Origin of the sequence: Dokdonia genika (assembly GCF_042652845.1) — a bacterium.
GTDB lineage: Bacteria > Bacteroidota > Bacteroidia > Flavobacteriales > Flavobacteriaceae > Dokdonia > Dokdonia donghaensis.
The window spans coordinates 22,476-40,536 of record NZ_JBHSHB010000016.1; the positions used below are offsets into that span (position 1 = coordinate 22,476).

18 protein-coding genes are annotated in these 18,061 nt (G+C 38.2%); 9 read left to right on the forward strand and 9 right to left on the reverse strand.

All coding sequences use genetic code 11. From position 1 onward, the window contains the following. Position 1 precedes the first annotated feature (1 nt). The 8 genes from ACFO5T_RS09755 to ACFO5T_RS09790 all read right to left on the reverse strand — a co-directional run bounded on the left by ACFO5T_RS09755 (position 2) and on the right by ACFO5T_RS09790 (position 7,467). A complete protein-coding gene (locus tag ACFO5T_RS09755) occupies positions 2-1,054 on the reverse strand; it encodes a type III polyketide synthase (protein ID WP_380033964.1) in 1,053 nt (350 codons plus the stop codon). Continuing rightward, the gene (locus ACFO5T_RS09760; RefSeq protein WP_380033966.1) at positions 1,051-1,758 is read right to left on the reverse strand and encodes a methyltransferase domain-containing protein; all 708 of its coding nucleotides are present in this window, start codon (positions 1,756-1,758) and stop codon (positions 1,051-1,053) included. The genes ACFO5T_RS09755 and ACFO5T_RS09760 overlap by 4 nt, the downstream gene beginning before the upstream one ends. Further along, positions 1,758-2,876, reverse strand: a complete 1,119-nt coding sequence (locus ACFO5T_RS09765) for an NAD(P)/FAD-dependent oxidoreductase (protein WP_380033968.1) — start codon at positions 2,874-2,876, stop codon at positions 1,758-1,760. Before ACFO5T_RS09765 ends, ACFO5T_RS09760 begins: the two co-directional genes overlap by 1 nt. A gap of 85 nt (positions 2,877-2,961) precedes the next feature. Further along, positions 2,962-3,672 (reverse strand): YiaD family glycine zipper/OmpA-like lipoprotein, encoded by a 711-nt coding sequence (locus ACFO5T_RS09770; protein ID WP_380033970.1) that lies wholly within the window; start codon positions 3,670-3,672, stop codon positions 2,962-2,964. A 26-nt stretch (positions 3,673-3,698) separates the two neighbouring features. Then, on the reverse strand, positions 3,699-4,184 hold the full coding sequence (locus ACFO5T_RS09775; RefSeq protein WP_380033972.1) for a lipocalin family protein: 486 nt from the start codon (positions 4,182-4,184) through the stop codon (positions 3,699-3,701). 75 nt (positions 4,185-4,259) lie between these two features. Next, on the reverse strand, positions 4,260-4,421 hold the full coding sequence (locus ACFO5T_RS09780; protein ID WP_021778916.1) for a DUF1328 family protein: 162 nt from the start codon (positions 4,419-4,421) through the stop codon (positions 4,260-4,262). A 215-nt stretch (positions 4,422-4,636) separates the two neighbouring features. After that, positions 4,637-6,643, reverse strand: a complete 2,007-nt coding sequence (locus tag ACFO5T_RS09785) for an alpha-ketoacid dehydrogenase subunit alpha/beta (RefSeq protein WP_380033973.1) — start codon at positions 6,641-6,643, stop codon at positions 4,637-4,639. A gap of 179 nt (positions 6,644-6,822) precedes the next feature. Then, positions 6,823-7,467: an SDR family oxidoreductase gene (locus tag ACFO5T_RS09790; RefSeq protein WP_380033974.1), complete on the reverse strand. Its 645-nt coding sequence runs from the start codon at positions 7,465-7,467 to the stop codon at positions 6,823-6,825. Between the two features lie 251 nt (positions 7,468-7,718). Between ACFO5T_RS09790 and ACFO5T_RS09795 the strand changes: the two genes are divergently transcribed. The 6 genes from ACFO5T_RS09795 to ACFO5T_RS09820 all read left to right on the forward strand — a co-directional run bounded on the left by ACFO5T_RS09795 (position 7,719) and on the right by ACFO5T_RS09820 (position 13,850). Beyond that, positions 7,719-8,669 carry an isopenicillin N synthase family dioxygenase gene (locus ACFO5T_RS09795; RefSeq protein ID WP_380033976.1) on the forward strand — a complete coding sequence of 317 codons (951 nt, stop codon included), beginning with the start codon at positions 7,719-7,721 and terminating at the stop codon, positions 8,667-8,669. 2 nt (positions 8,670-8,671) lie between these two features. After that, positions 8,672-9,004, forward strand: a complete 333-nt coding sequence (locus ACFO5T_RS09800) for a translation initiation factor (protein ID WP_035324927.1) — start codon at positions 8,672-8,674, stop codon at positions 9,002-9,004. A 33-nt stretch (positions 9,005-9,037) separates the two neighbouring features. Then, the gene (locus tag ACFO5T_RS09805) at positions 9,038-9,967 is read left to right on the forward strand and encodes a DUF1835 domain-containing protein (RefSeq protein WP_380033978.1); all 930 of its coding nucleotides are present in this window, start codon (positions 9,038-9,040) and stop codon (positions 9,965-9,967) included. Between the two features lies 1 nt (position 9,968). Further along, on the forward strand, positions 9,969-10,844 hold the full coding sequence (locus ACFO5T_RS09810) for a nucleoside phosphorylase (protein ID WP_380034296.1): 876 nt from the start codon (positions 9,969-9,971) through the stop codon (positions 10,842-10,844). 96 nt (positions 10,845-10,940) lie between these two features. Next, positions 10,941-12,995 (forward strand): polyphosphate kinase 1, encoded by a 2,055-nt coding sequence (ppk1, locus tag ACFO5T_RS09815; RefSeq protein WP_380033980.1) that lies wholly within the window; start codon positions 10,941-10,943, stop codon positions 12,993-12,995. A 3-nt stretch (positions 12,996-12,998) separates the two neighbouring features. Continuing rightward, positions 12,999-13,850, forward strand: a complete 852-nt coding sequence (locus ACFO5T_RS09820) for a substrate-binding domain-containing protein (RefSeq protein WP_380033982.1) — start codon at positions 12,999-13,001, stop codon at positions 13,848-13,850. 257 nt (positions 13,851-14,107) lie between these two features. Here the strand turns inward: ACFO5T_RS09820 and ACFO5T_RS09825 are convergent, their stop codons facing one another. Then, entirely contained in the window at positions 14,108-14,773 is a 666-nt protein-coding gene (locus ACFO5T_RS09825; RefSeq protein ID WP_380033984.1) for a uracil-DNA glycosylase, read from the reverse strand. A 118-nt stretch (positions 14,774-14,891) separates the two neighbouring features. On the opposite strand from ACFO5T_RS09825, the gene ACFO5T_RS09830 reads away from it, so the two are divergent. From ACFO5T_RS09830 to ACFO5T_RS09840, 3 genes are read left to right on the forward strand one after another with little or no spacing between them, the layout of a single operon-like run. After that, complete coding sequence (locus tag ACFO5T_RS09830; RefSeq protein ID WP_380033986.1) at positions 14,892-17,069, forward strand: endonuclease MutS2; 2,178 nt, start codon at positions 14,892-14,894, stop codon at positions 17,067-17,069. Between the two features lie 12 nt (positions 17,070-17,081). Beyond that, positions 17,082-17,564 carry a hypothetical protein gene (locus ACFO5T_RS09835; RefSeq protein WP_380033988.1) on the forward strand — a complete coding sequence of 161 codons (483 nt, stop codon included), beginning with the start codon at positions 17,082-17,084 and terminating at the stop codon, positions 17,562-17,564. Between the two features lie 43 nt (positions 17,565-17,607). Continuing rightward, positions 17,608-18,018: a thiol-disulfide oxidoreductase DCC family protein gene (locus ACFO5T_RS09840; RefSeq protein WP_380033990.1), complete on the forward strand. Its 411-nt coding sequence runs from the start codon at positions 17,608-17,610 to the stop codon at positions 18,016-18,018. Positions 18,019-18,061: the final 43 nt, after the last annotated feature.

Consider the following 18,061-nt stretch of genomic DNA (forward strand, 5'->3'; position numbering starts at 1 on the left):
ATTACCATTTTAAAAGTACGCGTTGTGCCGAAAAACCAGGACCAAAACTCAACATTATCCCTAGATCCCCCGGAGCACACTGTCGGTCTAGAAAACGTTCTAAAACGTACAAAACAGTGGCGCTACTCATATTACCATACAACTTTAGAACTTCTTTTGTATCATCTATATTTTTACCTAGTTTACCAAAAAGGTCTTCTACCGTCTCTACAATTTTACGCCCACCTGGATGAAATATAAGGTGGTTTACATCTTCTATACTAAATCCATTTTGTGCGAGAAACGGGTGTATAATGTCTGGAAACTTATCTGCTATTTGTTGTGGTACTTGCTGGTCTAATATCATTTGTAAACCTGTATTTACCAGCTTAAAACCCATCATCTCTTGGGCATTGTAAAAGTGATACATTGCGGTATCTACTATCTCTGGCCCATTGTCTTCTTCTCTACTCGATAATAAAACACAGGCAGCTCCATCACCAAAAATTGCCGCACTCACCACATTTACCATAGAGTAATCATCGTGCTGAAAGGTAGCCGTAGGACTCTCTATAGCAATCACCGCCGCTCTCTTGCCAGGATTTGCCTTAAGAAACTCATTTGCATAAATGGTACCGCTTACACCAGCTGCACATCCCATCTCTGTTACTGGAAGGCGTACAATGTCTTGTCTTAAATTTAAAGCATTTATTAAATAGGCATCTAGTGAAGGTATCATAATACCTGTACAGCTCACTGTTATTATAAAATCTAGCGATTGCCCTTCCCACGCAGCTTTATCAAGTGCTTTTGAGAGCACTTGCTCTCCTAGCTTTACAACCTCTCGCGTGTAGATATCGTTTTTTTCTTGTAAACTAGTAGCAGTAAATACCTCCTCTGGTGCCATAATACTGTAGCGCTTATCTACAGCGGCATTGCCAAAAATCTTTTTTACCTTCCTCTTAAAGCGATCTTCTTGCCCGTCTAACCATATGTCTAAAAAAGGTAAGATCTCCTCTGTGGTGCGAGAGTACTGTGGCAGCTGCTTTGCTACCGTTGTGATTTTTACGCTCATATTGTTTTTATAACCCACAAGTATCTAAATGCCCATTTCCACTGTATGGAATAACTATCTAGTGCGAGTTGTTTTGAATAGGTTTCTAATTCTTCTTTTTTAAAGGCTCTAGCTATACTCACCTTACCATCATACTTAGCAATCTTACTTTTCATAAATATACCGCTAAAAAGCTGAAACAAACGATAAGCAATCTTACTGCGCTGTAAATCATTTATAATCACTCCTGTACTTGCAAGCTGCACAAAGGTTTTAATAAAGGTACAGATTTGCTGGTCTGTAAAGTGATGCATTGTCAAGGTGCATAAAATAATATCGCACCCTGCTGTAGCAGCGTCTAGCGTAAGTATATTTTGAGTACTAAACGTGAGATGTGAGATACCCTCTGACTTCTTTCTTGCTCTGGCAATGCTCTTCTCATTTATATCAAGCCCTATAAATTCTATCTTATAATCTAGGTTTTTAAAATGTCTTGCAATCTGTCTTAAAACCTCCCCATCTCCACAACCTACATCCATCACTCTCCAAAGTTTTTTATCGGGTTGTGAGGTAATCATACCCTCAAGTGCAGTGATTGTAATCTGGTTACCACCTAAGTATTTGTTTACCACAGCTAGATCTTTGAGAGCAAGACGCAGCTCTGCTTCTGGCAACTCTGCGTCATCCATTAATTCTGGAGCAGTACTACGTTTATTAAAATTCATTATAAGAGGTTTTTGCCGTGAGTAGATGTTATAATCTTAGTGAGTAATCTAGGTGATTGCTGTAAAACTCTCACACCTACTTTAGTGATAGTATCGCTTTGCAAGCCTCGCTGTATGATAGCACCGTTGCGCATTCTGGTTGTAAATGCAGCCTTCCACTGCTTGGTATAATTTTGTTCAAGAAGCGCTCTACTTTTTGGGTATGATAGAAATTCTAATAAACACTCACTAGCAATCTTAGCACTATGTATCGCCATCGCCATACCATTACCACATAAGGGGTGAATAAGACCTGCACTATCACCTATCATAAGTATGTGATTCTCCACAGTCTGCTTGTTTTGAAAGGATATCTGACTTATGGTGAGTGGTTTATTAAACAAGGGTTTCGCTTTCGCGAAAAATGACTTGAGCTCTTTATTCTTTTCTAATACTTCAACTCGATAGGTATCTAAATCTTTATATTTTTTAAATGATGCAACATCTGCCAGATAACAAACATTTACAGCATCTGTCTCTACTTTAGATAGACCACAATACCCGCCTTTAAAGTTATGCAAGGCAACTTCATCTTCTGGAAAATCTGTTTCATAATGTGCCTTCACACCGAGCCAAGGAGAACGGGTGGAAATAAATTTTCGCGAAAGCGTAATGTCTAGCGTACTCCGCTTTCCGTAGGCTCCTATTACGTGTGGTGTTCTATAGCTTTTATCTGTGATGGCTACTTCAAACATCTCATCACAATACGTGATGTCTAAAACGCTTGCTCTCTCAACGGTGACGCCGTTTTTAATAAGCTTATTGTACATCATATAATCTAACGCATACCTACTTATACCAAAACCACCTAGTGGTAAATCTATGCGAAGCACCTCACCGCTTAAACCTGAGAAAGCAAATTTTGTAATTTCCTTTGCTCCGTGAGCGATGGGATCTACACCTAAACGGTTGAGATACGGTAAAACCTCATTTGAGACATACTCACCGCATACTTTATGTTTTGGGAACTCATTTTTTTCTATAAGAAGAATGCTGTGAGCAGATTGGGATAAATGGAGAGCTGCGGTTAGTCCCGCAAGGCCACCTCCTACAATAATGATATCATAATCTTGTCTCACATTGTGAAGTTACGAACCGCGAGACAATAAAAAATCCTTAAAACTAAAGTTTTAAGGATTTTATGAATTCTGTTGAGGCTAGTTCTTAATTACCTCCGTTAGCCTGATTAATGGCATCTTCTTTCATTTGCTCATTAGGCACTATTGCAAGTTGCACTCTTCTGTTTTGAGCTCTCCCCTCTGCTGTATCATTACTAGCTGCTGGTTGTGCCTCTCCATACCATACAGTCGTAAAACGCCCGGCAGAGAGCCCTGTACCTATCATATAATTTGTAACTGCGTTTGCTCTGTTTTGAGATAATGTGAGGTTGCTTGCATCAGATCCTACACTATCTGTGTGGCCTGCTACAATAACATTAGTCTGGTTGTATTCTTTCATAATATTAGACAGTTTATTGAGCATAGTCTGGCTATTTGCGTTAATGTTAAACTTGGCTGTATCAAAGTATACACCAGAGTTCTCATCAAATGTCACCACGATACCATCATCTACACGCTCAACACTTGCACCTGGTATTTCTTGCTCTATCTGTTGTGCTTGCTTGTCCATTTTATTTCCTATAAGAACACCAGCACCACCGCCTACTACACCACCTATCACTGCACCTAATTCTCCATTACCACCGCTACCAGCGTTGTTACCTATAATGGCTCCTAGTATGGCTCCTCCAGTAGCACCTATTACAGCACCTTTTTGTTTATTATTTGCATTTTTTGTCGCTTCACAGCTAGTAAAACCTGTAAGCATTGCAGCACCAAGTGCTACCACTGTTATATTTCTTAATATATTTTTCATTTTTATGATTTTTTGATGTGTTATAATTACTCTCCGTTTTTAGTAAAATTCATTGTGATTTTGAAAGGAGACCCCTCTACATTTACCGTTTGCGTCATTTGTAACTGGCTATCAGAAAGGTAAGAAATGGCTATTCTAAAACCGGTATTAGTCTCAGATTTCATTTTTGCATCTGTAGGCTTTAATAAGATGTCATAATTCATCTCATCGCCTTCGTTATCAGGTATAGACCATACAAAGTATCTTGTTTCGGTATCGCAGCTCGCGCCCGAAAGTTCATAGTTTCCAAAATTATTATTAGGTATAAATCTCCAAGTACTACCTTCCATACACTCCTCAGAAGCATCGTTTAAAAGGTTGATAGTATAAGTTCCTGCACGATCATAACTCACATCGTTAAGTGTCCAAGTTCCTTTAAGTGTTTTTTTTGATTCTTTAATAACAGATGTAGAACTACAACTTGTAATCACAGCTAGTACAACAACTAGCATTGACATTTTTAAATATTTCATAATAGTTAGGTTTTAAAGTAAAAAGGCAATCTCTCAAAAAATGAAAGATTGCCAGATATTTTCTATAAGTACGTATTATCTCTTAAATAAACGACTTACTAGTGATAGTACAAATAATACAATGAAGATAAAGAATAAGATCTTTGCAATACTCTCAGCTCCAGAGGCTATACCACCAAATCCAAAGATTGCAGCGATAATTGCGATAATAATAAATATGATTGTGTAACGTAACATAATGTGATTGTTTTATTGATTAGTATGGTATAAAAGTATTGCCATTTATTGCGTTTTTTTCAGACTTTAGCAGCCTTTAACGGCTAAATGTTAACCGATAGCCAAGATTCTCTCTTTTAACTCATTTTTACTTAAAACATTAACATTTTTCAACGTCATAAAAAAAAGGGCTTCATATTTGAAGCCCTTTTTAAATAATAATCTATTCTAAATTCTTAATAATCTATGAGCTCTTGAAGCGCACTTTCTAGACGCTCTAATGGTAAGTACTGCTGCTCTAGATTTGCATCAAAAGGAATAGGTGTATCTAAGCTTGTCACACGTTTTACCGGTGCGTCCAGCTTCTCAAAACAAGATTCCATTATTAGTGCCGAAATATCTGACATAATAGACCCAAAGCCAGAATCTTCTGTAAGTAATAATGCCTTACCCGTTTTACAAACGGATGCGATGATGCTCTCCTTATCTAGTGGTTGTAGTGTTCTCAAGTCTATAAGATCAACAGATAGCTCTGTTTTTTTTTTTAATAAGTCAAGCGCCCAGTGCACCCCTGCTCCGTAGGTGATGATGGTAAGCTGTGACCCTTCTCTTACCAGTGCAGCCTTACCTAACGGGATTGTGTAATAATCTGTAGGCACTTCTTGTCTTATACTTCTGTATAGCTTTTTATGCTCAAAAAATAGTACGGGATTTGGATCTTCTATAGCCGTTGCAAGTAATCCTTTGGCATCTGCAGGAAAAGCTGGAAAAACCACCTTAAGACCTGGCGTATGTGTAAACCAGGCTTCATTAGTTTGAGAGTGAAAAGGTCCAGCAGCCACGCCTGCACCACAAGGCATACGCACCACGACGTCTGCCGGTTGTGACCATCTGTAATGTGACTTAGCCAGGTAGTTTACAATAGGATTAAAACCCGAGGTTGCAAAATCAGAAAACTGCATTTCCATCATTGCTTTTTTTCCATTTATAGCAAGACCCATTGCAGTCTCAACAATGGCGCTCTCACAAATAGGTGTATTGCGCACGCGTTCTTTACCAAACTGCGCTACAAAGCCTTCGGTTATTTTAAAGACGCCTCCATACTCTGCCACATCTTGTCCCATAATCACAAGATCGTCATACTTTTCCATAGACTGGCGCAAGCCTTGAGAGATAGCATCTATGAGTCTTAGCTCTTCTGTAGTGTTGCTGGGTACGCTTTCGCGAAAGCGGAAAGGTGCATACACATCTTCCATCTCTGTGTTGAGATCTGGAGTGATTTGCTCCTCTTGATATGACTTTTCTAGGTGTTCATTTATTTCATTCTTAATCTCAACGGCATACCGTTCTTTTACCGTAGCCGAAAGTATACCTTCTTGCTCCAGATAGGCCTCATAATTACTAAGCGGATCTTTCTTTGCCCACATATCCATAAGCTCCTGAGGTACGTATTTTGTACCACTAGCTTCCTCGTGACCCCTCATTCTAAAGGTTTTAAACTCTATAAGTACCGGTCGCGGGTTATTACGTATGTCCTCTGTTATTCTTGAGATTTGTGTGTAGACTTCAAGAATGTTATTGCCATCTATAATGTGTGACTCCATCCCGTAGCCCTGAGCTCTTTGAGCAAGATGCTCACAATTATACTGCTCGCTAGTAGGTGTTGAGAGTCCGTAGCCGTTATTCTCTATGCAAAAAAGTACAGGCAGCTGCCATACAGACGCTACATTGAGCGCCTCGTGAAAATCTCCTTCACTCGTACCTCCCTCTCCCGTAAAAACGGCCGTTACGGCTTTCTCTTCTCTTAATTTATGAGCAAGAGCGATCCCGTCTGCCACACCAAGTTGTGGTCCCAGATGAGATATCATTCCCACAATATTGTATTCTTGAGTGCCAAAGTGAAAACTACGGTCTCTTCCTTTTGTAAAACCACTCATTTTGCCCTGCCATTGTGTAAACAATCTATACAACGGTATCTCTCTCGTGGTAAACACTCCTAGGTTACGGTGCATAGGCAAGATATACTCTTCATCGCGCATTGCAGATGTAACTCCTACAGAAATGGCCTCTTGGCCTATACCAGAAAACCATTTTGAAATTTTGCCTTGTCTAAGCAAGATGAGCATTTTCTCCTCTATCATACGAGGTTTGAGCATCGCTCTGTACAATTGCAAGAGTACTTTGTCATCAAGAGTACCTCGATTATAATTAAATGAGAGTGTAGTTTTTGTATGCGTAGCCATTAGATTGTGTTTGATATAACCAAATGTAATCATTATTGCCTAACGAAGACTTGCCGTAAAATGTTGAGCTAATAAGCTCATCAATAAGCACGTATATGCAAAAAAGCTAATAACTCATATGTAATACATACGAGCTACTAGCTTCTCATAAAATTTGTAAATAATTTAAAAAGCAGTGATTATGCCTCCTCTACTGCTACTTTATTTAAGGCGTCTGCTATGAGCGTATCTCCTTTTAAAATTTCAAAAGTCTCTCTATTTGCTACATCATCATTAAGAGAGCGTACCAGCGTTTGAGCTACATCATTACGACTTATCTCTCCGTTCTTTCCTAGCTTTTCGGCTAGTTCTATCTTATTGGTGAGCTCGTCATTTGTTAAGCTACCTGGGCGCACTATTGTGTAATTAATACCGCTTTCTTTAAGGTATACATCTGCATTATGTTTCGCTTTGAGATACTCTTGTATGTCTTCTGCCTGCTCTGGGTTGTCTGCTCCCATAGAGCTTAGCATTACAAACTTCTTGATGTTATTCTGTTTTGAAGCATCTATCATCTTCTTTGCTCCTTCTTGGTCTACAGCAACTACTTTTTTACCACCAGATCCGGCTGCAAAAAGTACTTTATCATAAGGCTGGTTAAATACTGGAGTTACATCTTCTTCAAGATCTCCCATTACGGTTGCTATACCCTTTGATGCAAAGAAAGATTTTTGCTCTTCCTTACGCACCATTGCTATAGGTGTAAAGTATTGTGATTCATTTAAAAGGTTTACTATTTTTTTTCCTGTGGTACCGTGGGCACCTGCTACTAATATCTTTTCCATAGCTTCAAGATAGAAAGATACTGGCGGGAAACCATAAATTATAAATCGGTTTAACTCCGATTTAGTATGAAAGTTCCATTTTGAGAATCAATTACTAATGAAATTAACATAAAGCAAGTGTTAATGTGTTGCAATACGCTTTCGCGATAGCGTACAAAAAGTTACTAACAATTTGAGCCTCCAAAATGTGAAAAACGCTGTTAAGCCCCTAAAAATGCTTACCTTCGTCACACAACAGTAAAGATTACAAGATGAATAATATACCAAGTGTAAACCTTGCAGATTTTTTGAGCGATGATGCTGCAACTAAGAATAAATTTGTTCAAGAAATAGGTAAGGCATATGAAGAAATAGGATTTGTATCCCTTAAGAATCATTTTCTAGGTGATGAGCTTGTAGATGATTTATATAAGAATGTAAAGGACTTTTTTGCACTTCCAGAGGCTACAAAAAAGAAGTATGAAATAGAAGGTGGCGGTGGCCAGCGCGGTTATATTTCTTTTGGAAAAGAACACGCAAAAGGAAAGAAAGAAGGTGACTTAAAAGAGTTTTGGCATTTTGGACAAGAGGCAGATGATGATGCAAATCTTATCGAAGAGTATCCAGAAAATGTGATTGTAAACGAGGTGCCAGATTTTAATGAAAAAGGTATGGAAGCATACCGTATGCTTGAGAAAACAGGAATCTATGTATTACGTGCGCTAGCACTTTATATAGGTCTTGATGAATTTTATTTTGACCACTGGGCAAGAAACGGAAACAGCATCTTAAGACCTATACACTACCCTCCTATTACAGAAGAGCCTAAAGGTGCCGTACGTGCAGGTGCTCACGGTGATATAAACCTCATAACCTTACTTATGGGAGCCTCTGCCGGAGGATTGCAAGTGCTACGCAAAGATGGCGAGTGGATAGATGCCATACCTAATGAAGATGAGCTTGTAATAAACGTAGGTGATATGCTAGAGCGTCATACTAATAATAAATTACGTTCTACTATACACCGTGTGGTAAACCCTCCAAAAGAGCAATGGGGAACGGCTCGCTACAGTATTCCTTTCTTTATGCACCCTAGGTCAGATATGAAACTTAACTGTCTTGACGAGTGTGTAGATGAAAACCACCCAAAGGCTTTTGAAGATATTACAGCGGGTGACTTTTTACACCAGCGTCTTGTAGAAATAGGGTTGATTAAAGAATAAGTATGGACTTAAGTGATCAATTAAAGAATCTTTTTCCGGATCACACTCCGGAAAAAGATGCTACAGAAAATCTAGACATAGAAGATACACTCTGGATACAAGATGATCCTCTCATTTGTAAATACGAAAAACGTAAAGGAAAACCTATCACGATTATAGAGGGGTATACCGGTGCTACCTCAGACTTTAAAATTCTTGCCAAAGAGATTAAAGTTTTACTAGGTGTAGGTGGTAGTTTTAAAAATGAAAGTATCATCATACAAGGTGATTATAGAGATCGTATTATGTCTTTTCTAAAAGATAAAGGTTTTAAAACTAAACGTGTAGGCGGATAAGCTTACTTCTTCCTCTTAAGATACATCATCCCTATGTCAAAGCTTTTACACGTTACAAACGGCGATAGCCTTAATGATAGATTACTTGCCCTTAAGGTAAAAGGTGATTATGCGGTATGGCGAGAGATGCTGTGTGAAGGTAAGACAGTGGCAAACCTAGCCAGTGAGGAGTTTAGAGCGGCACGTATATCCTTTTTTGAATCAAATTACCCGGAGCACGCTGGATCTTATAATGATATCTTTGGGAGTCAACTAGCTATTATTGCAGATGCCCATTTATATGAAGAAGTCGTCTTATGGTTTGAATATGATCTCTTTTGTCATATTAATATGCTTGCCTGTATAAGTTTTTTACGTGCTATATATTACAAAGGTATTGTCTCACTTGTGTGTAGCGGTCGTGTAAGTGGTGAAAAAGAGCTTAAAGGCCTCTCGCAATTATCTAACCAGCAACTACTGGCCCATTATAAAGACAAGACTACACTTACAAACCACGATATCTTTCTCGCAGATGATTTATGGAGACTATATTGTGGTAATGACCACTTAAAACTTAAACCACAGCGTGCAAAAGACGCTAGCTTCATCTATTTATCTAACTGTATAAGTGCACACAAAGAGCGTTTTCCGCACGTGCAGAGTGGACTTAATACACTGGAAACAAATATGCTTAGACTCATACGCAAGTATGAAATAAAAACAGAAAAACAACTTTGTGGTTATATGCTCAATTACCAAGGTTATTATGGGTATGGAGATATACAACTATTTAAAATGATAACTAGAATGCGACCATTTTTCATCCTCGAGAATGATGTACTTACTCTCACAGAAGAGTCTAATAACATTCTGGATACGGGTCAAAATGTATTTCAAAAAATCGCTTATTCTTGCAACCTAGGTGGTGTATCAAAGTATGATTACACCTATGATGAAAATAACCACCAGCTTACAAAATTATAATATGGCCATAGCCTCTTCAGAACTTATACTTAACCCAGACGGGAGTATCTATCATCTTAATATTAAACCGCAAGATATTGCTACAACAATTATCACCGTAGGTGATCCAGATCGTGTAGATACGGTTACAAAATACTTTGATAGTGTACGATTTACAACACAAAAACGTGAGTTTAAAACAAGCACAGGAACTTATAAAGGAAAAGAGATTACCGTCATATCAACTGGTATAGGTACAGATAATATTGACATTGTCCTTAATGAACTAGATGCGCTTGTAAATATAGATCTAGAGACTAGAGCTGTAAAAGATACGCACACAACACTTGATATTATACGCATTGGGACCAGTGGGGCGATTCAAAAAGACATCCCCGTAGACTCGTTTTTAATAAGTCGTTACGCAATGGGACTTGATGCGCTTTTACATTTTTATGATAGTAAGCACATACAGCACTTTGAGGTACAAGAAGCGTTTATAAAACATATGGACTGGGCTCCAGAAAAGAGTGCTCCTTATGTAGTTTCTTGTGATGAAACGCTAGCAGCAAAATTTAATGAGCCAGATTTTTACCAAGGTTTTACTGCTACAAACATAGGTTTTTATGCGCCTCAAGGTAGAATGCTTAGACTTAAGACGAGTGACGTTGAGATGAATGATAAATTGGGTTCTTTTAGCTTTCGCGAAAGCGGACTCAACCTGCGCGTTACAAATCTAGAAATGGAAACCTCTGGAATTTACGGGCTCGCAAAATTACTGAGACATAGAGCTATATCGCTTAATTGTATCCTAGCAAATAGAGTTAATAAAACCTTTAGCACAGAACCTACAGAGCAAACAGAAAAACTTATACAAGAAGTTTTAGAAAGGCTTTAAAACTCATAAAATAAAGAGGTAATGGTTCCGTTTATCATTTAACAGATAATTAAAACTGTAGGGAGTACGCTTTTGTACATTTGAGAAAAACTCCCTATGATTAAACTAGACGAGACTAATTTTAAGCATCGCGATATAAACTGGCTAGCTTTTAATGAGCGCGTATTACAAGAAGCAGAAGATGTAGAGAATAATCCGCTTTATGAGCGCCTCAAGTTTCTTGCTATTTACTCTACTAATCTTGATGAGTTTTTTCGTGTGCGCGTGTCACAACTACGCCAGCTTAAACGTGTAAAAAAGAAGATACGTAAAGAACTTACACTACGACCTAATAAGATTGTAAAGGAGATAAAAAAAACTGTAAATACTCAGCAGGAGCGTTTTGGTAAAGTCTTTAGGTTACATATCATACCAGAGCTTAAAGCAAATAACATACACCTACTTACCTCAAAATCATATACAGAAAAGCATTTTGATTTAATAGACAATTACTACGACCAAGTAATACAACCACTTCTAGAGGTAACCATAGTAGATGTAACTCAAGGGGATATCTTCTTGCAGGATCAAGCGCTATATTTTTATGTGCTATTTAAGGATACTCAAAAGGTAGGATTTGTAAATATTCCCTCAGATAAAATAAATCGTTTTCTAGAGCTATATGAAGAAAATGGAGCGCATTATCTCACGTTTATAGATGATATCATTCATCATAAAATGCAAGATATTTTTCCTGCCGAAACTATTAGAGGAATTTACGAGGTAAAAATATCAAGAGATGCAGAGTTATACCTGGATGATGAGGTAGATGGTATACTTGCAGAGCGTATTTATGAATCGTTAAAACGCAGGCATAAAGGACAGCCTACTCGTCTACTCTACGATGCATCTATGGACAAGAACGATGCAACGCGCTTAAGAAAATTGCTCAATGTGGGTAAGGTAGATATGATGCCAGGAGGTCGTTATCATAACTTTAATGATTTTTTTAGTTTTCCCGATCCGACAGATAACCCAAAACTTCATTATCAAGATCAGCCTGCAATCCCACACGGCACGCTAGCCCATACTGACGATTATTTTACAGCATTAAAAGAGCGCGATCATCTGGTCCATTTTCCTTTTATGTCCTTTCACTATGTTGAACGTCTTATAGAACAAGCTTCTATAGATCCAGCTGTTACCGAAATAAAAATATCGCTTTATCGTGTTGCAAATGAGTCACCACTTACAACTGCGCTACTTAAGGCTTTAGATAACGGTAAGAAAGTCTTCATTTTTATAGAGGCCAAAGCACGATTTGACGAAGAGAACAATATAAAATGGGGTAGAAAATTTGAAGAAAAAGGTGCTATAGTCATTTATAGTTACCCCAGAATAAAAGTACATTCTAAAATATTACTAATTAAACGTCTTGAGGACGAAAAAAACAGAAGATACATTTACATAGGTACAGGTAATTTTAATGCAAAAACCTCAAAAATTTATGCAGATCACGGCTTCTTCTCTGCAAATAAGAAGTTAAGTAAAGAACTCGATAGGGTATTTAAAGTACTACAGGGAGACCTCATTGTACCGCGCAACAAACACTTACTAGTAAGTCCGTTTACCACGCGTCGCACTTTTGAAAAACTTATATATGATGAGATAGAATATGCTCAAGCAGGACAAAAGGCAGAAATTAAAATAAAAATCAACAGCCTCGAGGATAAAGAAATGATTCAGTTGCTGTATAAAGCTAGTCAGGCAGGAGTAAAAATACGTATGCTGGTAAGAGGGTTTACTTCTCTAGTCCCTGGTATACCTGGCTTGAGTCAAAACATTTATATTACCTCTATATTAGATAGATACTTAGAGCACGGTCGCATCTACTACTTTCATCACGGCGGTGAGGAGCAAGTGTATATGGGAAGTGCAGACCTTATGACGCGCAACTTAGATAGACGTATAGAAGTACTAGTACCTATCACACAACCCGATTGTAAGAAAGAGTTGCTAGATATATTTAAACTACAACTGGCAGATACTGTTAAAGCCCGCATACAAGATGCTGAGGCTACAAACTCGTATGTAAAAATCCAAGATAAAAATAAAACCCCTATTAGGTCACAATATGCTATTTTTGACTACTTAAAGAATAAGCATACCTAATATATGATTAAAATACGCATAGGCGGAGTACCAGAACACTTTAACCTCCCTTGGCACCTAGCTATAGAAGATGGGATGTTTGCTCATCACGGCATAGATCTAGAGTGGATAATGTTTCCAGAAGGAACTGGAGCAATGAATAAAGCACTGCGCAACAAAGAGATTGACCTTGCTGTTATCCTCACGGGAGGAATAATAAAAGACATAGCAAATGGCAATCCATCAAAAATATTGCAAGTCTACGTATCATCTCCTTTACAATGGGGAGTGCACGTAGGTGCAAAAAGTGAGTTTACATCTATAGAAGAACTTGAGAACGCTACTTGTGCCATAAGTCGTTATGGGTCTGGCTCTCACGTAATGGCACACGTACAAGCAGAACAGCGAGGCTGGGATACTAGTGCTCTTACATTTAATGTGATTAACACACTAGACGGGGCTATAGAAGCACTCACTGAAGGTACTGCAGACTATTTTATGTGGGAACATTTTACCACAAAACCCATTGTAGATAATGGAGTCTTTAGACGTCTAGGTGACTTTCCTACACCTTGGAGTTGTTTTGTAATTGCAGGTAGAGAGTCGTTTATAGAGGAACATAAGGCATCAATAAAGATTGTGCTAGATGTAATTAATACCGTTACAGCAGATTTTAAGAAAATACCATCTATAGACCGTACCCTAGCAAATAGATACGAGCAACAACTAGAAGACATACAGCAATGGCTCTCTATGACCACTTGGTCTCAAAAACAGATTACAGACGAAGAATTAACACGTGTACAGTCTAAAATATTTGATCTAAATATGATTGAAAATCAGATAGATATAAATAAATTTAAGATTAATTTATAATTTTTATCATTTTATACGCAACCATTCCTATTTCTGTGCATCTATAGCACAACAACCAACTTTCAATACCCTAGATGACGACATTTTTTATTGTTATAGGAATTCTAGTCGCTGTAAATTTTTTACTGCTGCAATTTTCTTGCAACAAGGGGTCAGAAGTAGAAACTGAGGAAGAAGAGTAAGCTAATTATATATTAAGTTAAGAACGGCGCTGAAAGCTAATTCAAATTTTCGGCGTCGTTTTTTTATGTCTTGTTTTACCAGTTTATTGGTGCTTCTCCTTTACTTAATAAAATCTCATTTACCTTACTAAAATGCTTGTTTCCAAACCAGTACCCACGGTTTGCGCTTAGTGGTGATGGATGTCCAGAGAGTAAGATAAAATGTTTTGACGCATCTATTTTTCTACCTTTCTTTTTGGCAAATCCTCCCCAGAGTAAGAAAATGATGTTTTCACGCTTTCGCGAAAGCGTATCTATCACCACATCTGTAAACTGCTCCCAGCCTTGCTTTTGATGAGATCCTGCCTCGGCTGCTCTTACTGTAAGCGTTGCATTGAGAAGTAACACTCCTTGTGCTGCCCACCTATCGAGATTACCAGATACTGGTGTAGGTAGTCCCATATCTGTCTCTAGCTCCTTAAAGATATTTCTAAGTGATGGAGGATGCGCTACGCCATCTTGTACAGAAAAGCAAAGTCCGTTAGCCTGTTCAGCTCCGTGATAAGGATCCTGGCCAATAATCACGACTTTTACCTTATCAAAAGGGCAATGGTCAAAGGCAGAAAAAATCTCCGCAGCCGGCGGATAGCACGTGTGGGTAGCATACTCCTCCTTTACAAATGTGGTAAGCGATTTAAAATAAGGCTTCTCAAATTCGGCAGTGAGTTCTTGCTTCCAGCTGTCTTCTATATTTACGTGCATAATCCGTATTTTTGTATAAGAGTTTGTCATTGCTATTAGACAACTCAAAGCTAGAGAAAAAAGAAATAATTACAGAGCCGTTGTGGTTCTATTACGCTTTCGCGAAAGCGAGATCCCTATGATAAAAATCAATAAAAAGACACTTCAAGACTTAGAATTTGATATTGTTTGTGAGCAGGTTTCTGAGCGTTGTACGACAGAAAAAGGTAAAGCAAAAGCGCTCACCATAGAGCCCTACCCTACGCCTAAGCAAGCGCTTTTTGGCCTTCATCAGACTAATGAGTATCTGTCTTCTAGAACCGCAGATAGTGCAATACCTAATCACGGCTTTGATAGTCTTGACCACGAGTTAAAATACCTAGCCATAGAAGATAGTACCCTCGAGAAAGGGAGTTTTAAAAAACTATCTAGCATCTCTGAGACAGTAAATATTCACCTCAAGTTTTTTAAAAAGTTTGAAGAACTCTACCCTACGCTTTATAATACGGTGAGGGAAACAGAGTATACCACAGCGATTATTGATGCTGTCACAAGAATAATAGATAAGTATGGTGAGGTGCGCGATGATGCAACACCTACCCTAGGCACCTTACGCCGAGCGATTAACCAAACTAAGGGTCGCATAAACTCAAGCTTTTCTAGCGCACTAGGGCAGTATGCTGGTTATGGCTATCTAGATGATATACGCGAGACTATAGTAGATAATGTGCGTGTACTTGCTGTAACTGCGATGCATAGACGTAAGGTAAAAGGTTCTATTATGGGTAGCTCAAAAACGGGCAGCATCACTTATATACAACCAGAAGCGACGCTACAGGCGCAGCGCGAACTCAACAACCTTATTTTTGAGGAAGATGAGGAGGTAAAACGTATTCTTAAAGAACTTACTAATGCGATGCGTCCTTTCATCCCGCTATTTGAGGAGTATCAAGACCTCCTGAGTGACATAGATGTAATTGCCGCAAAAATGAAGTATGCCGAAAAGTTGAATGGCTTACTTCCTAAAATCACTACAGATAGGGAACTTACCATAAAAGATGCCTATCACCCACTACTTCTTCTTAATAACAATGCAAAAAATGAGAAGACATATCCGCAAGACATACACCTAGATCAAGGGAGTCGCATTATTGTAATTTCTGGACCTAATGCCGGCGGTAAGAGTATCACTTTAAAAACCGTAGGGCTGCTGCAAGTAATGCTACAAAGTGGTATGCTTATACCGGTACACGAGTATTCTAGAATGTGCCTGTTTAATAAGATTCTTACAGATATAGGTGATAACCAGAGTATAGAAAATCACTTAAGTACCTACAGCTACCGCCTTAAGAATATGAACTACTTCCTTAAGAAGTGTGATAAAAACACGCTTATTCTTATAGATGAATTTGGTACAGGATCAGATCCTGAGCTGGGTGGTGCGCTGGCAGAGACGTTCCTTGAAGTTTTTCACGAGCGTGAGGCCTTTGGTATTATCACAACGCACTATGCAAATCTCAAGATGATGGCAAACGAGACACCAGAGATTGTAAATGCAAATATGCTCTTTGACGCACGCACGCTGGAGCCACTATTTAAGCTACATATGGGAGAAGCGGGAAGCTCTTTTACCTTTGAGGTGGCACAAAAAAATGGCATCCCCTATTCGCTTATAAACCGTTCTAAGAAAAAGGTAGAGCGTGGAAAAATACGTTTTGACAAGAGTATCGCAAACCTACAAAAGGAGCGCAGCAAACTCTCAAAAACTACTAGTTCGCTTAAAGCGAAAGAACAACAAGCCGCAAAAGAAAAAGCCCAACTCGCCGAAATAAACGAGAAAGTACAAAGCAAGCTAGAGGCTTACCAAGAACTGTATGACAGCAACCAGCGCCTGATTTACTTAGGTACAAAGCTAGATGGCATAAGCAAGAAATTCTATCACGATAAGAAAAAACGCGAACTCGTAGCCGAGTTTATGAAAATCGTACAGATAGAAAATAGCAAGCGTAAAAAACAAAGTGCAAAACAAGCCAAGGCAGAAAAAGCCAAAGCAATCGCCACAAAAAAAGAAGCCGAAAAGCACGTAAAAGTCATACGTGAGAAAAAGAAAGAGGCTAAGAAAACAGCACCAGAGGTTGTAAAACCAAAGGTGATTTTAAGAGAAGGAGATCGTGTGCGTATGTTTGACGGTAAGGCTGTGGGAGTGATAGATAGTATAGAAAAAGGCAAAGCCACCGTAGATTACGGGATGTTTACCACGAATGTTTCTCTAGAACAACTAGAGCTCGTACAACGCAAAAAGAAGAATGCTAAGTAAAGAGATTTCAATATGAAATACACTCTAAAATTTATGCTGATATTAATAATAATTATATCCTGCACAAAAAAAAGTATTGATGACAATTACATTTTTCTTGAAGACAAATTAGAGCTAGAAAATTTAAACCTTCAAGAATTTGATATTTGGCACCCTTCTCATTCAGATAAGAATAAGGCCAAACTTATGATAGATAAGTCTATTACCGCCTATAAAATTAATCCAGATGTACCTACACAGCACAAAATGAAAAGTAATTACTATTATCAATTAGTTCCTTATGTTTTAGCGAACGGTGATAAAGTTTTTTATGTAAACGCTTTGTGTGAGAGTTTTGTAAAGAATCCAGTTCCGAATTTTGAGGACCCTCAGCCAAAACAAGTTTCTTTACGAAACGGTATTTTAAAAGTTAACGATGGTGGTATTTGCTTTTGGAATATAACTATAAACATTGATGAAATGAGTTATTCAAATTTTAAATCAAATGCTTTTTAATTTTAATCAACCGGACTAAAAACGTTATAGTATATTCGAAATTATGACTAAAAAAATCATCCTTTTTGACGGAGTTTGCAATTTATGCAACGGGGCCATCACCTTTATCATACAGCGTGATAAGAAGGATATATTTAGATATGCTCCATTGCAAAGCGAGATAGGAAAAGAACTTGCTACAAAACATCATATAGATCTTGATAAGGTAGACTCTATCATTTTAGTGACTGAAGATAAAGCATATGCAAAATCTACGGCGGCGCTTCGCATTGCAAAGCAACTATCTGCGGGCTGGCCTTTGCTTGCTGTGTTTTTAATTCTTCCGAGATTCTTGCGTGATGCGGTATATGACTTTATTGCCCGTAATCGCTATAAATGGTTTGGCAAAAAAGAAGCCTGTATGATTCCTACTCCAGAACTTAAGAGTAAGTTTCTGTACACTACACCTATGTAGTGTTATGTTTACTCAACCATAAGGGCACTTCCCTCAATGGCTA

Coding starts and splice junctions, on each gene's coding strand:
- ACFO5T_RS09805 (WP_380033978.1), top strand. CDS start 9,038: ATGTCAAAGCTTTTACACGTTACAAACGGCGATAGCCTTAATGATAGA.
- ACFO5T_RS09830 (WP_380033986.1), top strand. CDS start 14,892: ATGATAAAAATCAATAAAAAGACACTTCAAGACTTAGAATTTGATATT.
- ACFO5T_RS09840 (WP_380033990.1), top strand. CDS start 17,608: ATGACTAAAAAAATCATCCTTTTTGACGGAGTTTGCAATTTATGCAAC.
- ACFO5T_RS09800 (WP_035324927.1), top strand. CDS start 8,672: ATGGACTTAAGTGATCAATTAAAGAATCTTTTTCCGGATCACACTCCG.
- ACFO5T_RS09760 (WP_380033966.1), bottom strand. CDS start 1,758: ATGAATTTTAATAAACGTAGTACTGCTCCAGAATTAATGGATGACGCA.
- ACFO5T_RS09795 (WP_380033976.1), top strand. CDS start 7,719: ATGAATAATATACCAAGTGTAAACCTTGCAGATTTTTTGAGCGATGAT.
- ACFO5T_RS09785 (WP_380033973.1), bottom strand. CDS start 6,643: ATGGCTACGCATACAAAAACTACACTCTCATTTAATTATAATCGAGGT.
- ACFO5T_RS09790 (WP_380033974.1), bottom strand. CDS start 7,467: ATGGAAAAGATATTAGTAGCAGGTGCCCACGGTACCACAGGAAAAAAA.
- ACFO5T_RS09820 (WP_380033982.1), top strand. CDS start 12,999: ATGATTAAAATACGCATAGGCGGAGTACCAGAACACTTTAACCTCCCT.
- ACFO5T_RS09810 (WP_380034296.1), top strand. CDS start 9,969: ATGGCCATAGCCTCTTCAGAACTTATACTTAACCCAGACGGGAGTATC.
- ACFO5T_RS09755 (WP_380033964.1), bottom strand. CDS start 1,054: ATGAGCGTAAAAATCACAACGGTAGCAAAGCAGCTGCCACAGTACTCT.
- ACFO5T_RS09770 (WP_380033970.1), bottom strand. CDS start 3,672: ATGAAAAATATATTAAGAAATATAACAGTGGTAGCACTTGGTGCTGCA.
- ACFO5T_RS09775 (WP_380033972.1), bottom strand. CDS start 4,184: ATGAAATATTTAAAAATGTCAATGCTAGTTGTTGTACTAGCTGTGATT.
- ACFO5T_RS09780 (WP_021778916.1), bottom strand. CDS start 4,421: ATGTTACGTTACACAATCATATTTATTATTATCGCAATTATCGCTGCA.
- ppk1 (WP_380033980.1), top strand. CDS start 10,941: ATGATTAAACTAGACGAGACTAATTTTAAGCATCGCGATATAAACTGG.
- ACFO5T_RS09835 (WP_380033988.1), top strand. CDS start 17,082: ATGAAATACACTCTAAAATTTATGCTGATATTAATAATAATTATATCC.
- ACFO5T_RS09825 (WP_380033984.1), bottom strand. CDS start 14,773: ATGCACGTAAATATAGAAGACAGCTGGAAGCAAGAACTCACTGCCGAA.